Genomic DNA, 17,020 nt, shown 5'->3' on the forward strand with positions numbered 1-17,020 from the left:
GCCCCCCATTTTTTCTGCATTGTCTTGGTGAGCGACGGGCTGCCCCACGTTCAGGCGACGATCAGGACGTCAGCGGAAGTCAGCGCAGGGTGCTCCCAGGCACCGACTGTCGCCACAAGCACTTGCGGGCGTCGGCCGATGCCGTCGACATCATAATAGAGGTTGCCGGTGGTGGCATCATAGATCACCCGGTCGGACGCATCGTTCGCGCTGGTCCCTGCATGGAACGCGTCCTCGTCCAGCACGCCGAGCGCGCTGAGGCCGGTGAACACCGCCTTGCTGAACGCCAACTTGTCCCCCTCGAAGCTGTTGAAGTCGAACACGAAATCGGCTGCGCTGCCCTGCGCCGGGGTCAATTTCGATGCGAACAGGAACGTGTCGGCCCCAGCTCCCCCGTAGAGGTCATCCCGTCCCGCCCCGCCTTCGAGCGTGTCGTTACCGTCCTCGCCATACAGTGCGTCGTTACCGGCGCCGCCGAGCAGGATATTGTCGGCTCCATTGCCATCCAGCCAGTTGTCAAGCCTGTTGCCGGTGCCATTTATCGCATCGGTCCCGGTCAGCAGAAGGGCCTCGATATTGGCCCCGAGCGTGAATGACACCGAGGCCTGGACCGTGTCATAGCCGCCGTCGAGGCCTTCCCGCACCACATCGCCGGCATTGTCGACGATGTACAGATCATCGCCCGATCCGCCGATGAGTGTATCGGCCCCGCTGCCTCCATCGAGCAGGTCAGCACCTGCACCGCCGTTCAGCGTGTCGTTGCCGCCCAGGCCCAGCAGCGTGTCATCGCCGTCGTAGCTCACCAGCGTATCGGCACTCGCAGCGCCGGTCAGCACATTGGACAGTGCGTTGCCCAGTCCCTTGCTTCCCGCACCCTCGGTGTATGTGAACGTGAGGTTTTCGACATTGTCGCTCAGCTTGTAGAAAGCGAGCGCGGTCAGGACCGTATCGGTTCCCTGATCGGCAAGTTCGACGACTTTGTCCGCGTTCGAGTCGACGATGTAGGTGTCGTCGCCCTGCCCGCCCTTCATGACATCGTTGCCCGTGCCGCCGTCGAGCCTGTCGTTGCCGTCGAGCCCCTCGAGCGTGTCCCTGTCGCCAAGGCCATTGAGGACATCATCGCCGTTCGTTCCGGTGATCATATCCTTGCGGGGCGTGCCGATGAAGGTATCTGTCGCGTCGGTGACCGTCACCGAGATCGCCTGATCGCTGAACAAGCTTCCGTCCGAGACGCGGACGGACACATCATAGACGTTGTCGCCGCCTGCATCGCGCGGTGCCTCGAAATCCGGCGCGGCGATGAAGGCCAGCGCGCCCGTCGCCGCGTCGATGGTAAAGAGCGCCGCATCGGCGCCGCCGCTGATCGCATAGACAGCGCTCGCACCCGCATCGGGATCGGTCGATGTCACCGCGGTCACCGCCGTCGTGTTCTCCGCCAGGCTGATGGCGGCGGCAGGCCCGCCGCCGTTCGATGTTATGACCGGGGCGTCGTTGACATTGGTCACCGTGACAGCCAGCGCCTGGGTATCCACGAACGAGCCGTCGCTGACCTGCACGATCACATCGTAGACATTGTCCGCGCCCGAGTCGGTCGGCGTCTCGAAGTCAGACGCGCTCACGAACGACAGCGCCCCGGTGCCAGCATCGATGGCGAACAGTGCCGCATCGGCACCGCCGCTGATCGAATAGACAAGGACAGTGCCCCGGTCGGCATCGGTCGCCGCCAGGGTGGTGACGGCGGCGCTGTTTTCAGCAACCGAGAGGGCCGCCGCAGCGCTGCCGCCGTTCGAGGTGATGCTGGGCGCCGATTCGTTCACGCCGGTGACCGCGATTGTCAGGGTCTGATCGTCGAACAGTACGCCATCGTTCGCCCGCACCTGGACGAGATAGCTGTTGTTCCCATCCGCATCGGTTGGGAAATCGAAATCCGGTGCATTGCGGAAAGACAGCCGGCCAGTCGATGCATCGATGTCGAATTGTGCCGCATCGGCACCGCCAATGATGGAATAGATCAAACCGGTGCCGGCATCGGGATCGGTCGCGGTAACGGTGGTGACCGCCGTGTTGTTCTCGGCAAGCGAGACCAGCGCCGAGATCCCGCCACCGTTGGAAGTGATGACCGGTGCCTCGTTGACATTGGTGACGATGATCTTGGCCGCCTGGGCGCTGAACAATGTGCCATCGCTGACGCGCAATGTGACGTCGTAGACATCGTCGCGTCCAACATCGGCAGGCGCTTCGAAATCGGGCGATGCCTTGAAGGTGAGCCGGGCCGTGCTGAACCGGGGATCGGTCGTCGGGACGAGTGCCACATGGAACAAGGCAGCGTCGGGGCCGGATAGCGTGACCGACAGCGTCGTGCCCGGATCGGCATCGGAGACGATCACCTGATAGGCTGGACCGGTGCCATTTTCGGCAAAGTTGGCCGACGGGGCAAATGCGCTGAACGGGACGTTGTCATTCACATTGGTGACAGTGACGGCAATGGCCTGGTCATCGGTGCGGAGACCGTCGCTGGCGGTCACTGTCACGTTGTAGACATTGTCGCCACCAACGTCGGTCGGGGCTTCAAAATCGGGGGCAGAGACGAAGGTCAGCACACCGGTCGCGGCGTTGATCGCGAATTTCGCTGCATCGGCGCCGCCGGTGATGGCGTAGGTCACCACCGCGCTGCCATCGGCATCGGTCGCTGTCAGAGTGGTCACCGCAGTGCTGTTCTCGGCAATCGAGATGGCCGCCGTGCTACCGCCGCCGTTCGAGCCGATGACCGGCGCGAACTCGTTCACGTCGGTGACGGTGACAGCGATGTCCTGAGTCACGCTCCGGACGCCGTCGCTGGCGCTGACGCCAACGTCGTAGATGTTGTCGCCGCCCACATCGGTCGGTGCATCGAAGTCCGGCGCCGTCACGAACGAAAGCGCGCCGGTGCTGGGGTTGATGGTGAATTTGCTCGCATCGCTGCCGCCGGCGATCGAATAGACGATGGTCGTGCCGGTGTCGGCGTCGGTTGCCCCGACCGTGGTGACGGCCGTGCTGTTCTCAGCCAGCGAAAGCGCCGCGCTGGCACCACCGCCGTTCGTGGTGATCACCGGCGCATTGTCATTCCGGTTGGTGACCGCGACCGACAGCAGCTGATCATCGAACAGGGTGCCGTCACTGGCGCGGACCTGGACCTGATAGATGTTGTTGCCGTCCGCATCGCCCGGCGCTTCGAAGTCCGGTGCGGCAAGGAAGAACAAGGTCCCGACACGGGCATCGATGCCGAAGCGTGCCGCATCGACACCGCCGATGATCGAATAGACGATACTCGTGTTCGCATCGGCGTCGGTTGCGGTGACGGTGGTGACCCCGGCCAGGTTTTCGGCGACCGAGACCGAGGCCGTGACCCCGCCGCCGTTGGACGAGATGATCGGCGCATTGTCATTGACGTCGTTGATGACGACGGACAGGATTTGCTGAGCAGACAGGGTGCCGTCGCTGGCACGCACGATGACGACATAGCCGTTGTTGGCATTGGCGTCCGCAGGCTGTTCGTAGTCCGGCGCAGTGATGAAGCGCAGTGCGCCGCTGCTGGCGTCGATGGCGAACCGGGCCGCGTCATCACCCCCGCTGATCGAATAGGTAAGGACCGCGCTGCCATCGGCATCAGTCGCGGTGAGCGTGGTGACGGCGGTCCTGTTTTCGTCGACAGTGACCGTGACGAGATTGGTGGTCGGGAACCTCGGCGCGAATTCGTTGACGTCGGTGACGGTGACCGCCAACGCCTGATCAGCGGTCAGGGTGCCGTCGCTGGCCCGGACGACGACGTCATAGACATTGTTCGCCCCGACATCGGTGGGCACTTCAAAGTTCGGCGCGGTGAGGAACGTCAGCGCCCCGGTGGTGGCGTTGATCGCAAACTTCGCGGCATCCGCACCGCCGCTGATCGAATAGCGCAGGCTGGTGCCCGGATCCTGATCGAAAGCGGTGACGGTTGTGACGGCGGTCCTGTTCTCGGCGACAGTGACTGCCGCATTGGCGCCGCCGCCATTCGAGGCGATGACCGGGGCATCGTTTGCGTCGGTGACAGCAACAATCAGCGTCTGGACGTCGGAGAACGTGCCGTCACTGGCCGTGACGTTGACGACGTAGGAGTTGGTGCCCGCAGCACTGCCCGGTGCCTCAAAATCGGGCGCCTTGATGAAGCTGAGCGCTCCGGTCGCGGAATCGATGCTGAAGCGTGCGGCATCGTTGCCCCCGCTGATCGCATAGGTGACCACCGACGTCTCGTCGGCATCGGTGGCCGTTACCGTGGTAACTGCGGTCGTATTCTCGGAGACTGTGAGGTTGGCAAGAATATTGCCGCCATTGGAAGTGATAACAGGCGGATTGTCATTAACGTCAGTAATCTTGATGGTATAGACTGCAGATCGAATGTCTATACCGTCGGAAGCAAAAACATAGATCTGATACTCTTTTGTTCCGCTCTCGTAATCAGGTAGAGTTAAAAACCTAATCTCACCCGTACTTGAGTTGTACCCAAATTTTGAATTATCATAAGCTCTTAACGTATTTTGTGTTAATGTCGTTGCATTACTGCCGCTATTTGGATTGTTTGTAACTGAAAAGAATGACAATAAGTATTCCGGCAGTGAATAAGTTACTACTTGACCATCCTGATCAGAAGCTCTAATACTGAAGGAGCGAGTATTCTCTGGAACTATAACGGGATTTTTTGTTAAAAAATCTGGCAAATCATTGACATTGGTGACGGTGATCGCGATGGCCTGGTCATCATACTTGGTCACATCAGCAGCGTTGCTGGCGCGAACAACGACGTTGTAGACATTATCGGCACCAACGTCGGTCGGAGCCTCAAAATTGGGGGCGTTGAGAAAGAACAGCCTTCCGTTCTGAGTAATTCTGAACTGCGCGGCATCTGCCCCGCCCGCAATCGAATAGACAACTGACGATGCGGCCGTGTCGGTCGCAACACTGGGTAGCTCAAGAGTATTTTCTGCAATCGAAAGCGATGCAGCCGGACCGCCTCCGCCCGATACGATCACTGGCGCATCGACTACGTCGGTCACCGAAACGGCGATGGCCTGCTGATCGGTGAGCTCGCCATCCGAGACCTGGACGACCACATCGTAGATGTTGTTGCCGCCGTTGTCGGTGGGCAATTCGAAGTTTGGCCGGGTCACGAACGACAATAGACCGGTGGCGGCGTTGATGGTGAACTTTGAAGCGTCGGCGCCGCCAATGATGCTGTAGCGCAACTGCGCTCCCGGATCGTCGACCGCCAGAACGGTCGCCGCGTTGGCACTGTTCTCGGGAACTGAAACGGCTGCAGTCGTGCCGCCGCCCGGCTCGATGATCGTCGGCGCAAGGTTTGCCGTCACCCGCACAGCGAGGGCCTGCTGGTCCGCCGAATTGCCATCGGACGCCTGTACGATGACATCATAGACATTATTGCGGCCGACGTCGGTCGGCGCGTCAAAGTTGGGCTTCGTGATGAATTGGAGCCTGCCGGTACTGGGATTGATAAAGAACGCCGAGGCATCAGCACCGCCGACAATCGAATAGATCAACGTTGTGCCCGGATCTTGATCAGTTGCTGTAATTGTCGCAACATCATATATTTCCGGAACCACTAAACTCGCCGCAGCAGCCCCACCGAAGGAAGTGATGGTCGGCGTCTCGTTTACGTCGACAACATTGACGTGAAAAAACTCCCTAATCGGCGCAAAGACGCCGTCGCTGACGACAATCTGCAAGTCATAGACGTTGTCACCGTTCGCATCGCCCGGCGCCTCGAAATTTGGGGCGTTGATGAAGCTCAAACGACCCGTAACGGGATCGATTGTAAACTTGTCGCCGTCCGCAAGCAGAGGATCACCGCCGAATGGTGCTGTGATTCTATACGTAAGTACAGCACCGGCATCCTGATCGAAGGCCACCACCGGCGATGCAACCAATGTGTTTTCGCGGGCATAAAGTATGGGATCAACAAATCGAGGCGGATCATCAACATCATCGATCTTAACAAACAATTTTGTGTTGCTAATAATAAGACCCGGACTGTATCCATATCCGACTGCTACCTCATAGATACCATCCCGATGCGCGTCAATTTTGTTTTCATAATCAAATGCATCTTTCGAAATTATAGATGCAATGCCCTGTCCGCTTCCAACTATCTTAAAAAGGTTAGCGTCATCTCCACCTGTAATTGTAGATATAACGCCAGATATTACCAATGTATCTGCGTAAAGAGATCCCCAGAACACATCATTCTCATCGGTTGAGAATGTTTGTGTTGGATATCTGGTACCGATAGTGAGATTAACCGACATGTCGTCCCCCGTCTTGTGACGCAACCGGGCATCACCACCGTTCCGCCCGGCCGATACCGACACGCGGCGCTGAGCATCGTTGACGAGCGCTGCGGTTCGAGGACCACACGCCGGGACGCGCGATCACCAAACGGGTTAGCAGTCTGCCCCGCGCAGAATGTTCAGGACTGCCTAGCCGCCTGTCCGCCGCCTCGCGCCGATCAGGTCTCTTCGCACCGGAAGCGGAGGCGATAATCGCGCGGGCTTTCGCCGTGGAGCGCCCGGAAAGCGCGCGAAAAGGCGGTGTCGCTGTCGTATCCGACGCGGAACGCGATCACCGAAACCGGCAGGATAGTGCCGCGCAGCAGGCGGCGCGCATTGTCCATGCGGATCGTGCGCACATGGTCCGCCACCGCATGGCCAAGCCGCGCGAACACGCCGTAAAGATGCGTGCGCGAGCAGCCCAGCGCCGCCGCGATGCTGGTGGCGGTCAGTTCGGGATCACCGTGACGCTGTTGGATCAGCAGCGTTGCCGCATCGAACAGCGAACGGTCGGCCATGCTCGCCAGCGGATGTCGGTCCGCACCGAGGCTGCGCAGCAGCGCCAAGGAAAGGTCGGTCGCCGTCGCAATCGCGGTTTCCGCCGCCGGGCCGTCCAGCGCCGCAAGATGGGTTTCCAACTGCTCCAGCTGCGCCGTCAGGAACGGCACCAGCGGCGCATCGCCGATCCGGCGCAGCGCCTCGTCATGCCGCACCGGATCGCCGCCGACGGCTTGCCGGGCCAGCTCCATCGGCAGGCTGAGATAGATATGCCCATGCCCCTCGGTCACCGAACAAGTGCCGGCATCGCCGCGGACCAGAACGAGGCCGTCTGCCGGTTTCACCAACTCCTTGGTGTGGCCCTTGCGCAAAAGGCCGATCGAACCCTCGCGCGTCAACGAAATCAGCAGCATGTCCTGCTTGTGCTCACCGAACCGGCACAGATTTGCGGTATAGCGCGATACCCCGAAAATGACGCCCTGCGCTCCGGTCACCGCGCGCATCTTGCCCTCGAAACGCAGCGCATCGCCGCGCTCGGCAACCTCGATGGCGATGCTGGTATGGAGGCTGCGCCAGCGCTCGAAGCGGTCCTTTGCCGATCCGTCAGACGTGCTCAGCCGCAAGAACGGCGTGGGCGCGACGGGCAAGGCATGCCTGCCCTTGCCTCTTGCCGATTCCAGCCTTTCACTCACAGTGAAACATGCCCCTCCCGAAGGGCACCGGCGCTATGCCCGGATCAGCAATATCCGCTATTCTTGACTTGGCCACCAGCCGTTGCTTTCCATTATGGACCATTTGGATGGGCGATTGCCGCGCTCTTGGTACATCGGTCGCGCCCGGAAATGCCGACTACTTGGCGGGAACGGACCAGCAGGGAGCAAATTCTGACCGTTGCGTGCATCAGGTCTGGCGCTTGGGGAGGAGGAACTGCGCTACCCGGCAGCAAGGTGTCTTCCCGCCGATCGAACGCGCAAAGACCCGCCCCGCGCGCGCACTCCGCGTCACCTGGGGGGAAAGCCGGGAAAGAAAGCGGAATTCTCCGCTAACGCTTGATCTAAAAGCATAAGAAATCTGGAAATGGATGCCTGGCGAAGCCTAAGCTGGGCGCGCTGAAGGTGAATGCGATCGGCAGAGCGGACGTTATCACGGCGCTCGCCCCCATTTGGACCGACAAGCCGGTCATGGCCCGAAAGGTGCGCACCCGGATCGGACAGGTCCTCGCCTTTGCCAAGGCACGAGGCCGGCGTGCGGAAGCGCTCCCCGATGCACGCGAACTACGCACCGGCCTTTCGCAGCAGGCACGCGGCGGTAACTTCGCAGCGATGCCATTTCCAGAAGTACCAGCCTTTGCAGCAGCCGAGCTTGCCAAGGGAGCAAGCGCCGGCCGATACGCCGTGTTGTTCGCGATCCTCACGTGTGCGCGATCAGCCGAAGTCCGCGGAGCGAGATGGGAGCAAATCGACCTTGATGCTCGAACTTGGACGCGCCCTGCATCGCTCATGAAGATGAAGGAGGGGCACGTGGTCACCTTGTCCGATGCGGCGATTGCACTGCTTGATGCCTATGCTCCCAAGGAGTTGCGCGAGGGCCTAATCTTCCTCGGGATGCGGGGCGGGCCGTTGTCGGACATGTCACTCACGAAGGCGTTGCGGTGCGCAGGCCGGTCCGAAACCGTGCATGGCTTCCGTTCATCATTTCGGGATTGGGCTGCCGAGAGGATGCCGACTATTCCACCGATGGTCGCGGAGATGGCCCTGGCACACCGCGTCGGCACAGCAACCGAGCAGGCTTATCTGCGCAGTGATCTGAGAGATATGCGACGCATCCTTACGGAAGCTTTGGGGCGCTTCGTTGCCCCGTCCCTTTGAGGTACGGCTTGCAGGCGTAGTCGACGACCCTCTCGTTTGCGCGGCTGCTTGCGAGCAGATCAAGACGCCCTCAGTATCTCCAAGGAACGTCCGCTGTCCGCCAAAAACCGTCGTTCCCCAATCCGGCAATCGCAATCGATTTGCTTGTTGAAGCGGATCGTATCCGCGTCAGAACTGCGCCGTGAGCTGGAGCCCCCATGTCCTCGGATCGCCGCGCTGGGTGTACTCGAGGAAGCCCGGCACCGTGATGTTCGCATCGACCAGATAGCGGGCGCCAAACAGGTTCTGCACCCACCCTTTGACCTGCAGATGATCGCCTATGCCCAGCCCTGCGCTCACGTTGGTGAGCGAGTAGCCGCCCTGGAGCTGGAACGGCCGGTTCGACGGATTGAAGTACTGGCTGGAACGATAGCTGAACTCGATGCGGCCGAGTGCCTTCAGCGAAGCGGTGAGCGGCAGTTCGCCGTCGACGATCCCGAACGCGGAGAAACGCGGCGCGCGCGGCAGGCGGTTGCCGGAATAGTCCTGACCACCGCTCGCGATGAAGCGGCCGTATTTCACGTCCTGCCACGAAAAGCCGGTTGAAAGGGTGAGCCCCTTCACCGGCAGGGCGGTCAAGGACGCCTCGACGCCGGTACCCGATGCCGTCGCGGCATTGCGGGTAATCACGGAGGGGCCGAAATCGACCAGCACCTGCAGATCATCGTACTTGAAATGGAACGCGGCGAGATCGAAGCGCAGGCGGCGGTCAGGCGTTTCCCCCTTGAAGCCGAACTCGTAGTTCCAGATCGTCTCCGGGCGGAACGCAGGGCCCGGTGACAGCTGGTTGAAGCCGCCTGCCTTGTAACCGCGCGAGGCAGAAAGGTACGTGGAGAAACCCTTCGCCAGCTTGTAATCAACCACAAACCGGGGTTGCCAGCTCGAGGTGGCGTAGCGCTGGCGCAAGGTGCCATCGGCAGCGACAGTTCCGTAGGTCGCAAGCTGCGTGAGGCTTGGCGGCACGAGAATGACCGGACCCAGCAGATTGCCGGCCGCCGGGAAGCGGACCTCGAAGCGCTTGAGATCGCGGCTCCAGCGCAGACCGGTCGTGAGGTTGAGACGCGGGGTGAGCGCGTAGGTGGCTTCGCCGTAAGCGGCGTAGCTCGTGTTGCTGCTCTTGCCGAGCGAGCTCTCGCGCACCCGGTCGGCACCCGGCGCGCCGAGCGCCGCGGTGCAGTCGCTGCCGAACAGCACGCCGCAATAGGCTTCCTCGGCGTAGAGCGCGAACTGGTTCGAGCCGATGTCATCGCGCGCCGCGCTGGCCCCGACAAACCACGTCAGCCGCCCGGTGCGACCATTGAGGCGCAGTTCCTGACTATAGCTGTCCTGATAACCGTCCGTACCGAAGTGTAGATAGGTCTCCGGCGAGGCGTCGGTGTCTTCGAGGTAGTGATTGCGGAAGCCGTTGTACGCGGTTGTCGAAGTGAGCCTGGTCGTTTCGCCAAGGTCCGCCTCGATGCGCAGCGTGGCGCGGTAGGTGTCGATATTGTCGCGTGCGGCATCGGCGGTGCCGTCGATCAGATCGGAGGAGACGGGGCCATAGGGGTCCGTGCCGACGAGCACAGGGCTGACATAGGGCCCGGGCTGGGCGCGCGTGCGGCGGTATTCGCCGCTGAGGTAAGCCTTGAGCCCGGCCCCGTCATAGCCCAGCGTGGCGCGCCCTGCGCGGCTCTCGAACGCACCGATCCGCCCCCCGAGCGTATTGCGGACATAACCGTCGCGCTGGCGGCTGACCCCGGCAATGCGCAGCGCCCAATCACCGCCGATGGGCAGATTGACCGCCGCGCGGGCGAAGACCAGCCCGTAGTCCCCCACGGTGAGTTCGCCATTGGCCGCGAATTGCGCGGGTGAGGGCTTGTTGGTCGAAATGCTGATCGCGCCCGCCGTCGTGTTGCGGCCGAACAGCGTGCCCTGCGGCCCGCGCACGACTTCGACACGGGCAATGTCGAACAGGTCGATGATCGAACTCACCCCGCGGCCAAGGTAGACGTCGTCGACATAGATGCCGAGCGCGGGATCCGACCCGACGCCGAAGTCCTCGGTGCTCACCCCGCGCACGGTGATGCGCGGTGTGGTTGCAGCGACCGCGGTTCCTGAAACGCCCGGCGTGAAGGCGACGAGGTCCGAGACATTGGCGCTGCGGTTGCGGGTGATGAAGCTCTCGCCGAAGACAGCCACGGCAATCGGCACATCGGCCAGCGTCTGCGCCCGCTTCTGCGCGGTGACGACGATCTCTTCGAGCTGTCCGGCCTCGGGCTGATCGGCGGCAGCCTCCTGCGCGGCTGCCGTTCCGCCATGAAGCGCGGCGGCAAGGGTGAGGCCATGGAGGGCGGACTTGCAGGGCAGGCGGATCATCCTTTTGCTCCCAGACGGACCATGACTTCGGTGGCCACTTTCAGCGTGCGGCTCTCGAAATCGTTGGGGGTGCGTGCGAACCGGTTGATGGTGTTGGTGAGGACATTGAGCGCGACATGCCCGGCGATCTCGACCAGATCGGCATCGCTGAACCCGGCCGCGCGCGCCTCTTCGAGCAAGGCATCGTCGACATCGCCGACGCGTTCGCGCAGGGCGAGCGCCAGCCGCAGGGCGACTGCTTCGCGCGCATCGCATGCCTGACCGGCCTCGGCAGCGGCAATCTCCGCTGCGGAAAGACGCGCGAAGCGGCCGCCGATGCGGTGCGCGGCAAGGCAATAGTCGCAGGCGTTGCTGGCCGCGATGGCGAGCGCGATCTGCTCCCGCAGGCGACGCGGGAGAGCACCTCCGTCGAGCGATTCCGCAAGAGCCAGATAGCCGCCGAGGAGGGCCGGTGAATGGGCCATGACGCGGTAGGCGTTGGGCACCATCCCTGTCTTGCGCTTGGCCGTATCAAGATGCGCGGCAGCAGCCGGTGCGGCATCGCGGGGCGGCAGGGGGGCAATGCGGGCGGTCATGGCAGGGGCTCCTGACAGGAGGAAGAAAGGATCGCTTCGACGCGCAGCGCGGCGGCGAGCAGGGCGGCATCGTCACCACGGCGGCCGACCAGTTGCAGGCCGACCGGGAGGCCGCCGGACGTTCCTGCGGGCAGCGACAGCGCGGGAGAGCCGGTGAGATTGAACGGCGCGGTGAACGCGGTGTCGCCGTAGATCTCTTCAGCGGTTGGCGCTCCCTTGGGGATCGGGGGCGCCACGCTGCGCGCGGTGGGGAGGACCAGCCCATCCACCCCAGCGAGCACTGCATCGAGCGCATCGCCGAGCGCCAGAGCGCGCCGCACGCCGCGCGCGTATAGCTCCGGGTCCGCGGCGGCGAGCCCCTGGCCCAGCGCGATGGCTTCGTGCAGGACATGCGGGATTTCGGCTATCGCCCTGCGCCACTGCACCCAGCCGGAAGGCAGCGAGGCTGAGAGGCCCGGAACCGCGCCTGCGGTTTCGGCGATAAGCGCCTGGCCGATGCCGTAGAGCACGAGGTGCAGCTCGCTGGCCTCGCGCAGCGCGGGCCAGTCAACGGTCACCAGTTCGGCTCCTCCGTCGGCTAGGTGATCGAGGGCCGTGTCCATGACCTTGCCAATCGCCGCATCGGCCATCTCCTGCGCGCCGGTCAGGATGCCGAGGCGCAATGGTTGCTGCGGCGCTTGTGCCGGCGCTGCGATCTCCCTGCGCCAGGCTGTGCGGATATCGGTGGGATCGGGTCCGTCCAGCGCCGCAAACAGGGCGGCCGCATCGGTCACATTGCGTGCGATGGGACCTGCATGTTCGAGAAACGGTTCGAGCGGGGCAATGCCGGTATAGGAGACGCGCCCTCGGCTCGGCTTGAACCCCACAAGCCCGCAGTATGCCGCCGGAACCCGGATCGAGCCGCCCGAATCCGTACCCAACGCAAGGTCTGCCAGACCGCCTGCGACCATTGCGGCCGAGCCGGACGACGAACCGCCCGCCGACCGGGTGACGTCATGCGGATTGCGCACGGGCCGCGGACGGCTGGAAAAGCTGTTGGCGCCAAGCAGGAAGGCCTCGCATTGCGCCTTGGCGATGATCCGGGCCCCGGCACGCCGCGCGCGGGCGACAACGGCCGCGTCCGCCGCCGGAATGAAGCCTGCCTGCCCCGTTCCCAGCGCCGTTGGAACCCCGCCCACGGCGATGTTGTCTTTGACGGACAGTGTCTTGCCGGTGAGCGGGCCCGTGCCAGTAGGCGGCAGATCGAACGCGCAGACAACGGCGCCGAACGGATCATTGCCCGGCTCCGTGACCAGCGGCGGATCGGCCGGTTCATCCCAGCGTCCGACAAGGCCGGCGATGATCGCCTCGCCCTCGTTCACGCGCGCACCAGCCGGACGAAATCGCCCTCGACGCCTGCGATGCGCGACAGCGCGGCGAAGTAGTCGTCGGGCCTGAACGCTTCTTCGGGGGCCAGCACACCCGTGCGCGCCGCCTTGCCTGCCATGAGCAGCGCGAGCCCGGCGACCAGCGGCGCGGCGGTCGCCGTCGCCATGTCGGTCATGCGGCCATAGTCGGGAATAAAGGCCCCGGCGGCACCATCAGGCCCCTCGGCGAGCGCCCAGACGCCCGGATACTCCGGCACCGGCTCACCGCTGCCGGGCTGGTGACGGGCCAGTTCGCGGCGAGAGGCTTCCATCGGAGCGAGACCTTCGACCGCCACGGCCCTCGCCGCTCGCTTGAGCGTTGCGGCCAGGGCCGAGGGCAGCGTCATCACGTTGATGCAGGTGTCGAGCCCGCCGATCACGCGCGGCAAGGTCACCGCTTCGGGATGGCCGATGGTCAGCGCCGAGCGTGGCGGGAAGCCGGGCAAGGCTACTTCGAGTTCGGCCAACGGCCTTTCGGAAGTCAGCTGCCCTTCGCGCCAGACGAGGATTTCCCCGGTCGCCTGTTCGATCCAGTGTTCGTTCGCCGCGCCATCCGCATCGCCGGGATCGTCATCGAGGCTCCAGCCGGTGATCAGGCTGTTGCAGCCGGGCGTGGCAGCCGCGACCATCATGGCGAGAAGGTTCGAACTGCCAGGGCTCGCACCTTGTCCGACCACGGCGGTGACCCCGGCTGCCCGCGCGCGGGCATCGAGATCGAGCATGGCGAGAGTGGGCTCGGGATCGTCGCATATGTCGAGATAGGCACAACCGGCCTCGATCGCGGCGGCGAGGACCGGCGGGCCAAAGCGGAAGAACGGGCCGACGCAATTGAGGACGAAGTCCGCGCTCCGCATCGCCGCACCAAGTGCGGCACGATCGGTCACATCAAGAGTGATTGCCTCGGCCCGTTCGCCGGCGGCCCGGGAGGCCTGATCCAGATCACGGTCCGCTACGATCAGCTGGCTAATGCCATCCAGTTCCGCCGCAAACCGCGCCGCTGCCTGGCCGACCGTGCCGGCTCCCAGCAGCAGGACTTTGGCGCCCGATGTCATGCAAACCTCCGTTGAATGTGGCGGGACTCGACTGTGCCGAGCAGCGGCAGACTGACGAGCATGAGCGCTGCCGGGGCGAGCGAGAGGAGAACGGCGATCAGGGTTTGTGTCGCCGCGTTCTGCCCGCTGGCGCCTTCGACAAACCCCGCAATCGACAGCCCTGCGCCGCCGATGGCACCGCCCGCCGCGAGCCCCAGCTTCTCGCACGATGTCCAGATGCCCGTGAATGCGGCGGTGCGGTCCTCTCCGGTCCGCGCGCGCTCGCGCTCGAGCACATCGGGCAGCAAGGCAAAGGCGAAGACTTGCGTTCCGGCATTGCCCACGCCCGACAGCGCCGCTGCGAGCCAGAGCGCGCCTAGTTGTGCCGGCGAGGAGAACCAGAACAGCGCCAGCCCGGCAGCATAGATCAGCGAGAACAGCACCAGCGCCCGGCGCTTGCCGATCCTGCCGCCAAACCATGCTGCCACTGGCGTCGCGCCAAGGCTTGCGAGGGTGAAGAGACCGAAGATCAGCCCAGTCAGGCTCTCCGTCGCATGCAGGAGGTAGCGCACGGCATAGGCGAGCATAGCGGCGTTGAGGCCACTCGCGACCATCTGAAGGCCATAGGTGACCAGCAAGGCCCGGAACTCCACAGCCCGCAAGGTGGCGCGTGGCAGGCTGGCCAGCACGCCCTTCTCGCGCCGCCCTTGCTCGATCGGCGCGTGTCCGGCGGCGATGAACGAACCGAACAGCGAGAGGCCTGCCAGCACGGCGAAGATACCGCCGGTCACGGCATAGGCGGCACGCCCGCCGCCAAGCGCTTCGATCAGCAGAGGGGCGCCCGCTCCTGCGGCAAGGATGCCAAGCGCGACGAACACCATGCGGCAGGCGATCAGGCGGGTGCGCTCCACCGGATCGGGCGCGAGTTCGCCGGGCAGCGCCACATAGGGGACGGCAAACAAGGAATAGCCGGTGGTCGCGACGAGGAAGGCAAGGCTCACCCACGCTAGCCGCATCGGCCATGCGGCAAAGGATGGCACCGCGAACAGCAGAGCAAGGCCAAGGGGAAGCAGGACCAGTCCCGCAAGCAGGAACGGACGGCGCCGCCCCCAGCGGCTCGATGTCGCATCAGACCACACGCCGATGACCGGATCGAGCGCGAGTTCCCAGAGCTTGGGCACGAAAAGCGCCGCTCCGGCCCAGACCGGCGGGATGCCGAGCTGCTCGGTCATGAAGAACAGGAGCAGCAATTGGGGGGCGACGATGAATGATGCCGCTCCAAACGATCCGCCCGCAAAGAGCAGCAGGATAAGTGGCGGCACACGCGGATTATCGCGAAATATGGCTTCATATTCATTTTTGTGGCGCGCTTCGCCAGCATCCGCCCGCTCAGGCATAGAGGCCCTGCTCGGCTGCCTGCCGCAGCGCGCGCTTGTCGATCTTGCCGATCGGCAGCATCGGCAGTTCGGGGCGCACCACGATCTGCTTGGGGACCTTGTAATTGGCAAGGCGTTCGCGCGCATGAGCGAGGATCTCGTCCGCGGTGACTTCGGCGCGCGCAATAATGAAGGCCCAGCCCACTTCCTGCCAGCGCGTATCCGGCATCGCGATCACGGCCGCGGCGGCGACGGCCGGATGCTCCTCCAGCACGGTCTCGACCTCGCGTGGGTAGACGTTGTGACCACCGGACTTGTACATTTCCTTGAGCCGGCCGACGAGGCGCAGGCGTCCTTCCTCATCAAGGCAGCCGAGGTCGCCCGTGCGCAGCCAGCCTTCCGGCGTGATGGTCTCGCGCGTTGCCGCGTCAAGCCCGGCGTACCCTGCCATCAGGAGCGGCCCGCGCAGCTGGATCTCGCCGACTTCACCGCTCGGCGCTGCGGACCCGTCGCTCAGAACCACGCGCAGATCGCCAGGTTCGGCCGGCGCGCCGACCGTGTCCGCCAGTTCCTCGACTGACGCGCCGGGCCGGGTGAACGTGATCGAGCCGGTGCATTCGGTCTGGCCGTAGCAGGTCGAAAGCTCGACCGGTGCACTCATCCGCGCCTCGATCCAGCTGCGCGGCATGGCCGCGCCCGACCAGACCAGATGGCGCAGGTGCGGCAGGCGAGCGAGATTGTATCCCCCGGCCGCATCGATCGCGAGATGCATGGCCGGGACTTGCCCGAGGATGCTGATCCGCTCGGCCTCCAGCACGGCCGGGATGGCGGCCGGATCGAACGTGGGCATGGTGACCAGCGTCCCGCCACAAGCCAGCGCGGGTGAGACAAGATCGATCAACGCCCCAACATGGTTGATCGGCAAATTGAGCAGCGTCCGCAGGCCTTCGTGCCCGTACCGCGCCGCATAGAGCCGTGCCGCCGCAACCGTCCCCTCATGCGTCAGCATCGCGCCCTTCGGCACGCCGGTGGTGCCGGAGGTGTAGACCAGCAAGGCGATGCGCGGATCGAGCAGCGGCGCGCTTGCGCAAAGCTGAGGAACCTGCGGCAGATCATCGACCGAGGCGATGACCTGAACCGAAGGCCGATCGGCGACCTCGTCCAAGGCGCTATGCAGCGCGGTCAGATCGTTTGCGCCCTCCGCGACGATGAGCGCAGGGCGGGAATCGGCAACCACATGCAGCAGTTCACGCGCCGTGTAGCGGGGATTGAGCCCCAGCCAGACGCCGCCTGCCTTGTGGGTCGCAAGTTCGCTGATCAGGAAAGCTGCGCCTGGTGCACCAAGGAAGGCGACACGGTCCCCGGCGCGCAGTCCATGCTGTGACAGGACCTCGGCCAGCGCGGTGATGCGCTCCGCGAGCTGTGCATAGGTGAGCCGCAGCGGTCCATCGACCAGCGCCTCGCGCCCGCCGTCCCGCCGCGCCCAATCCAGCGCCATCCCGAAGAGCGTATCCAC

At 64.1% G+C, this 17,020-nt stretch carries 9 protein-coding genes; 1 reads left to right on the plus strand and 8 read right to left on the minus strand.

Annotated elements, in window-relative coordinates:
* Positions 1-50: 50 nt before the first annotated feature.
* Both NDB2M1_RS23135 and NDB2M1_RS12685 read right to left on the minus strand, forming a co-directional pair.
* Entirely contained in the window at positions 51-6,032 is a 5,982-nt protein-coding gene (locus tag NDB2M1_RS23135) for a cadherin domain-containing protein (protein WP_171955386.1), read from the minus strand.
* Between the two features lie 503 nt (positions 6,033-6,535).
* Positions 6,536-7,501 (minus strand): helix-turn-helix transcriptional regulator, encoded by a 966-nt coding sequence (locus tag NDB2M1_RS12685; RefSeq protein ID WP_072382821.1) that lies wholly within the window; start codon positions 7,499-7,501, stop codon positions 6,536-6,538.
* A gap of 453 nt (positions 7,502-7,954) precedes the next feature.
* On the opposite strand from NDB2M1_RS12685, the gene NDB2M1_RS12690 reads away from it, so the two are divergent.
* A complete protein-coding gene (locus NDB2M1_RS12690; RefSeq protein WP_371328207.1) occupies positions 7,955-8,722 on the plus strand; it encodes a tyrosine-type recombinase/integrase in 768 nt (255 codons plus the stop codon).
* A 168-nt stretch (positions 8,723-8,890) separates the two neighbouring features.
* On the opposite strand, the gene NDB2M1_RS12695 is transcribed toward NDB2M1_RS12690, so the two are convergent.
* From NDB2M1_RS12695 to NDB2M1_RS12720, 6 genes are read right to left on the minus strand one after another with little or no spacing between them, the layout of a single operon-like run.
* The gene (locus NDB2M1_RS12695; RefSeq protein ID WP_072382825.1) at positions 8,891-11,116 is read right to left on the minus strand and encodes a TonB-dependent receptor; all 2,226 of its coding nucleotides are present in this window, start codon (positions 11,114-11,116) and stop codon (positions 8,891-8,893) included.
* On the minus strand, positions 11,113-11,691 hold the full coding sequence (locus NDB2M1_RS12700; RefSeq protein ID WP_083554840.1) for a carboxymuconolactone decarboxylase family protein: 579 nt from the start codon (positions 11,689-11,691) through the stop codon (positions 11,113-11,115). The genes NDB2M1_RS12695 and NDB2M1_RS12700 overlap by 4 nt, the downstream gene beginning before the upstream one ends.
* Positions 11,688-13,052 carry an amidase gene (locus tag NDB2M1_RS12705; protein ID WP_072382827.1) on the minus strand — a complete coding sequence of 455 codons (1,365 nt, stop codon included), beginning with the start codon at positions 13,050-13,052 and terminating at the stop codon, positions 11,688-11,690. Before NDB2M1_RS12705 ends, NDB2M1_RS12700 begins: the two co-directional genes overlap by 4 nt.
* Positions 13,049-14,149 carry a saccharopine dehydrogenase family protein gene (locus tag NDB2M1_RS12710; protein ID WP_072382829.1) on the minus strand — a complete coding sequence of 367 codons (1,101 nt, stop codon included), beginning with the start codon at positions 14,147-14,149 and terminating at the stop codon, positions 13,049-13,051. The genes NDB2M1_RS12705 and NDB2M1_RS12710 overlap by 4 nt, the downstream gene beginning before the upstream one ends.
* Positions 14,146-15,525 carry an MFS transporter gene (locus NDB2M1_RS12715; RefSeq protein ID WP_253185873.1) on the minus strand — a complete coding sequence of 460 codons (1,380 nt, stop codon included), beginning with the start codon at positions 15,523-15,525 and terminating at the stop codon, positions 14,146-14,148. The genes NDB2M1_RS12710 and NDB2M1_RS12715 overlap by 4 nt, the downstream gene beginning before the upstream one ends.
* The gene (locus tag NDB2M1_RS12720; protein WP_072382831.1) at positions 15,518-17,020 is read right to left on the minus strand and encodes a class I adenylate-forming enzyme family protein; all 1,503 of its coding nucleotides are present in this window, start codon (positions 17,018-17,020) and stop codon (positions 15,518-15,520) included. The genes NDB2M1_RS12715 and NDB2M1_RS12720 overlap by 8 nt, the downstream gene beginning before the upstream one ends.

Origin of the sequence: Novosphingobium sp. NDB2Meth1 (genome assembly GCF_900117425.1) — a bacterium.
GTDB lineage: Bacteria > Pseudomonadota > Alphaproteobacteria > Sphingomonadales > Sphingomonadaceae > Novosphingobium.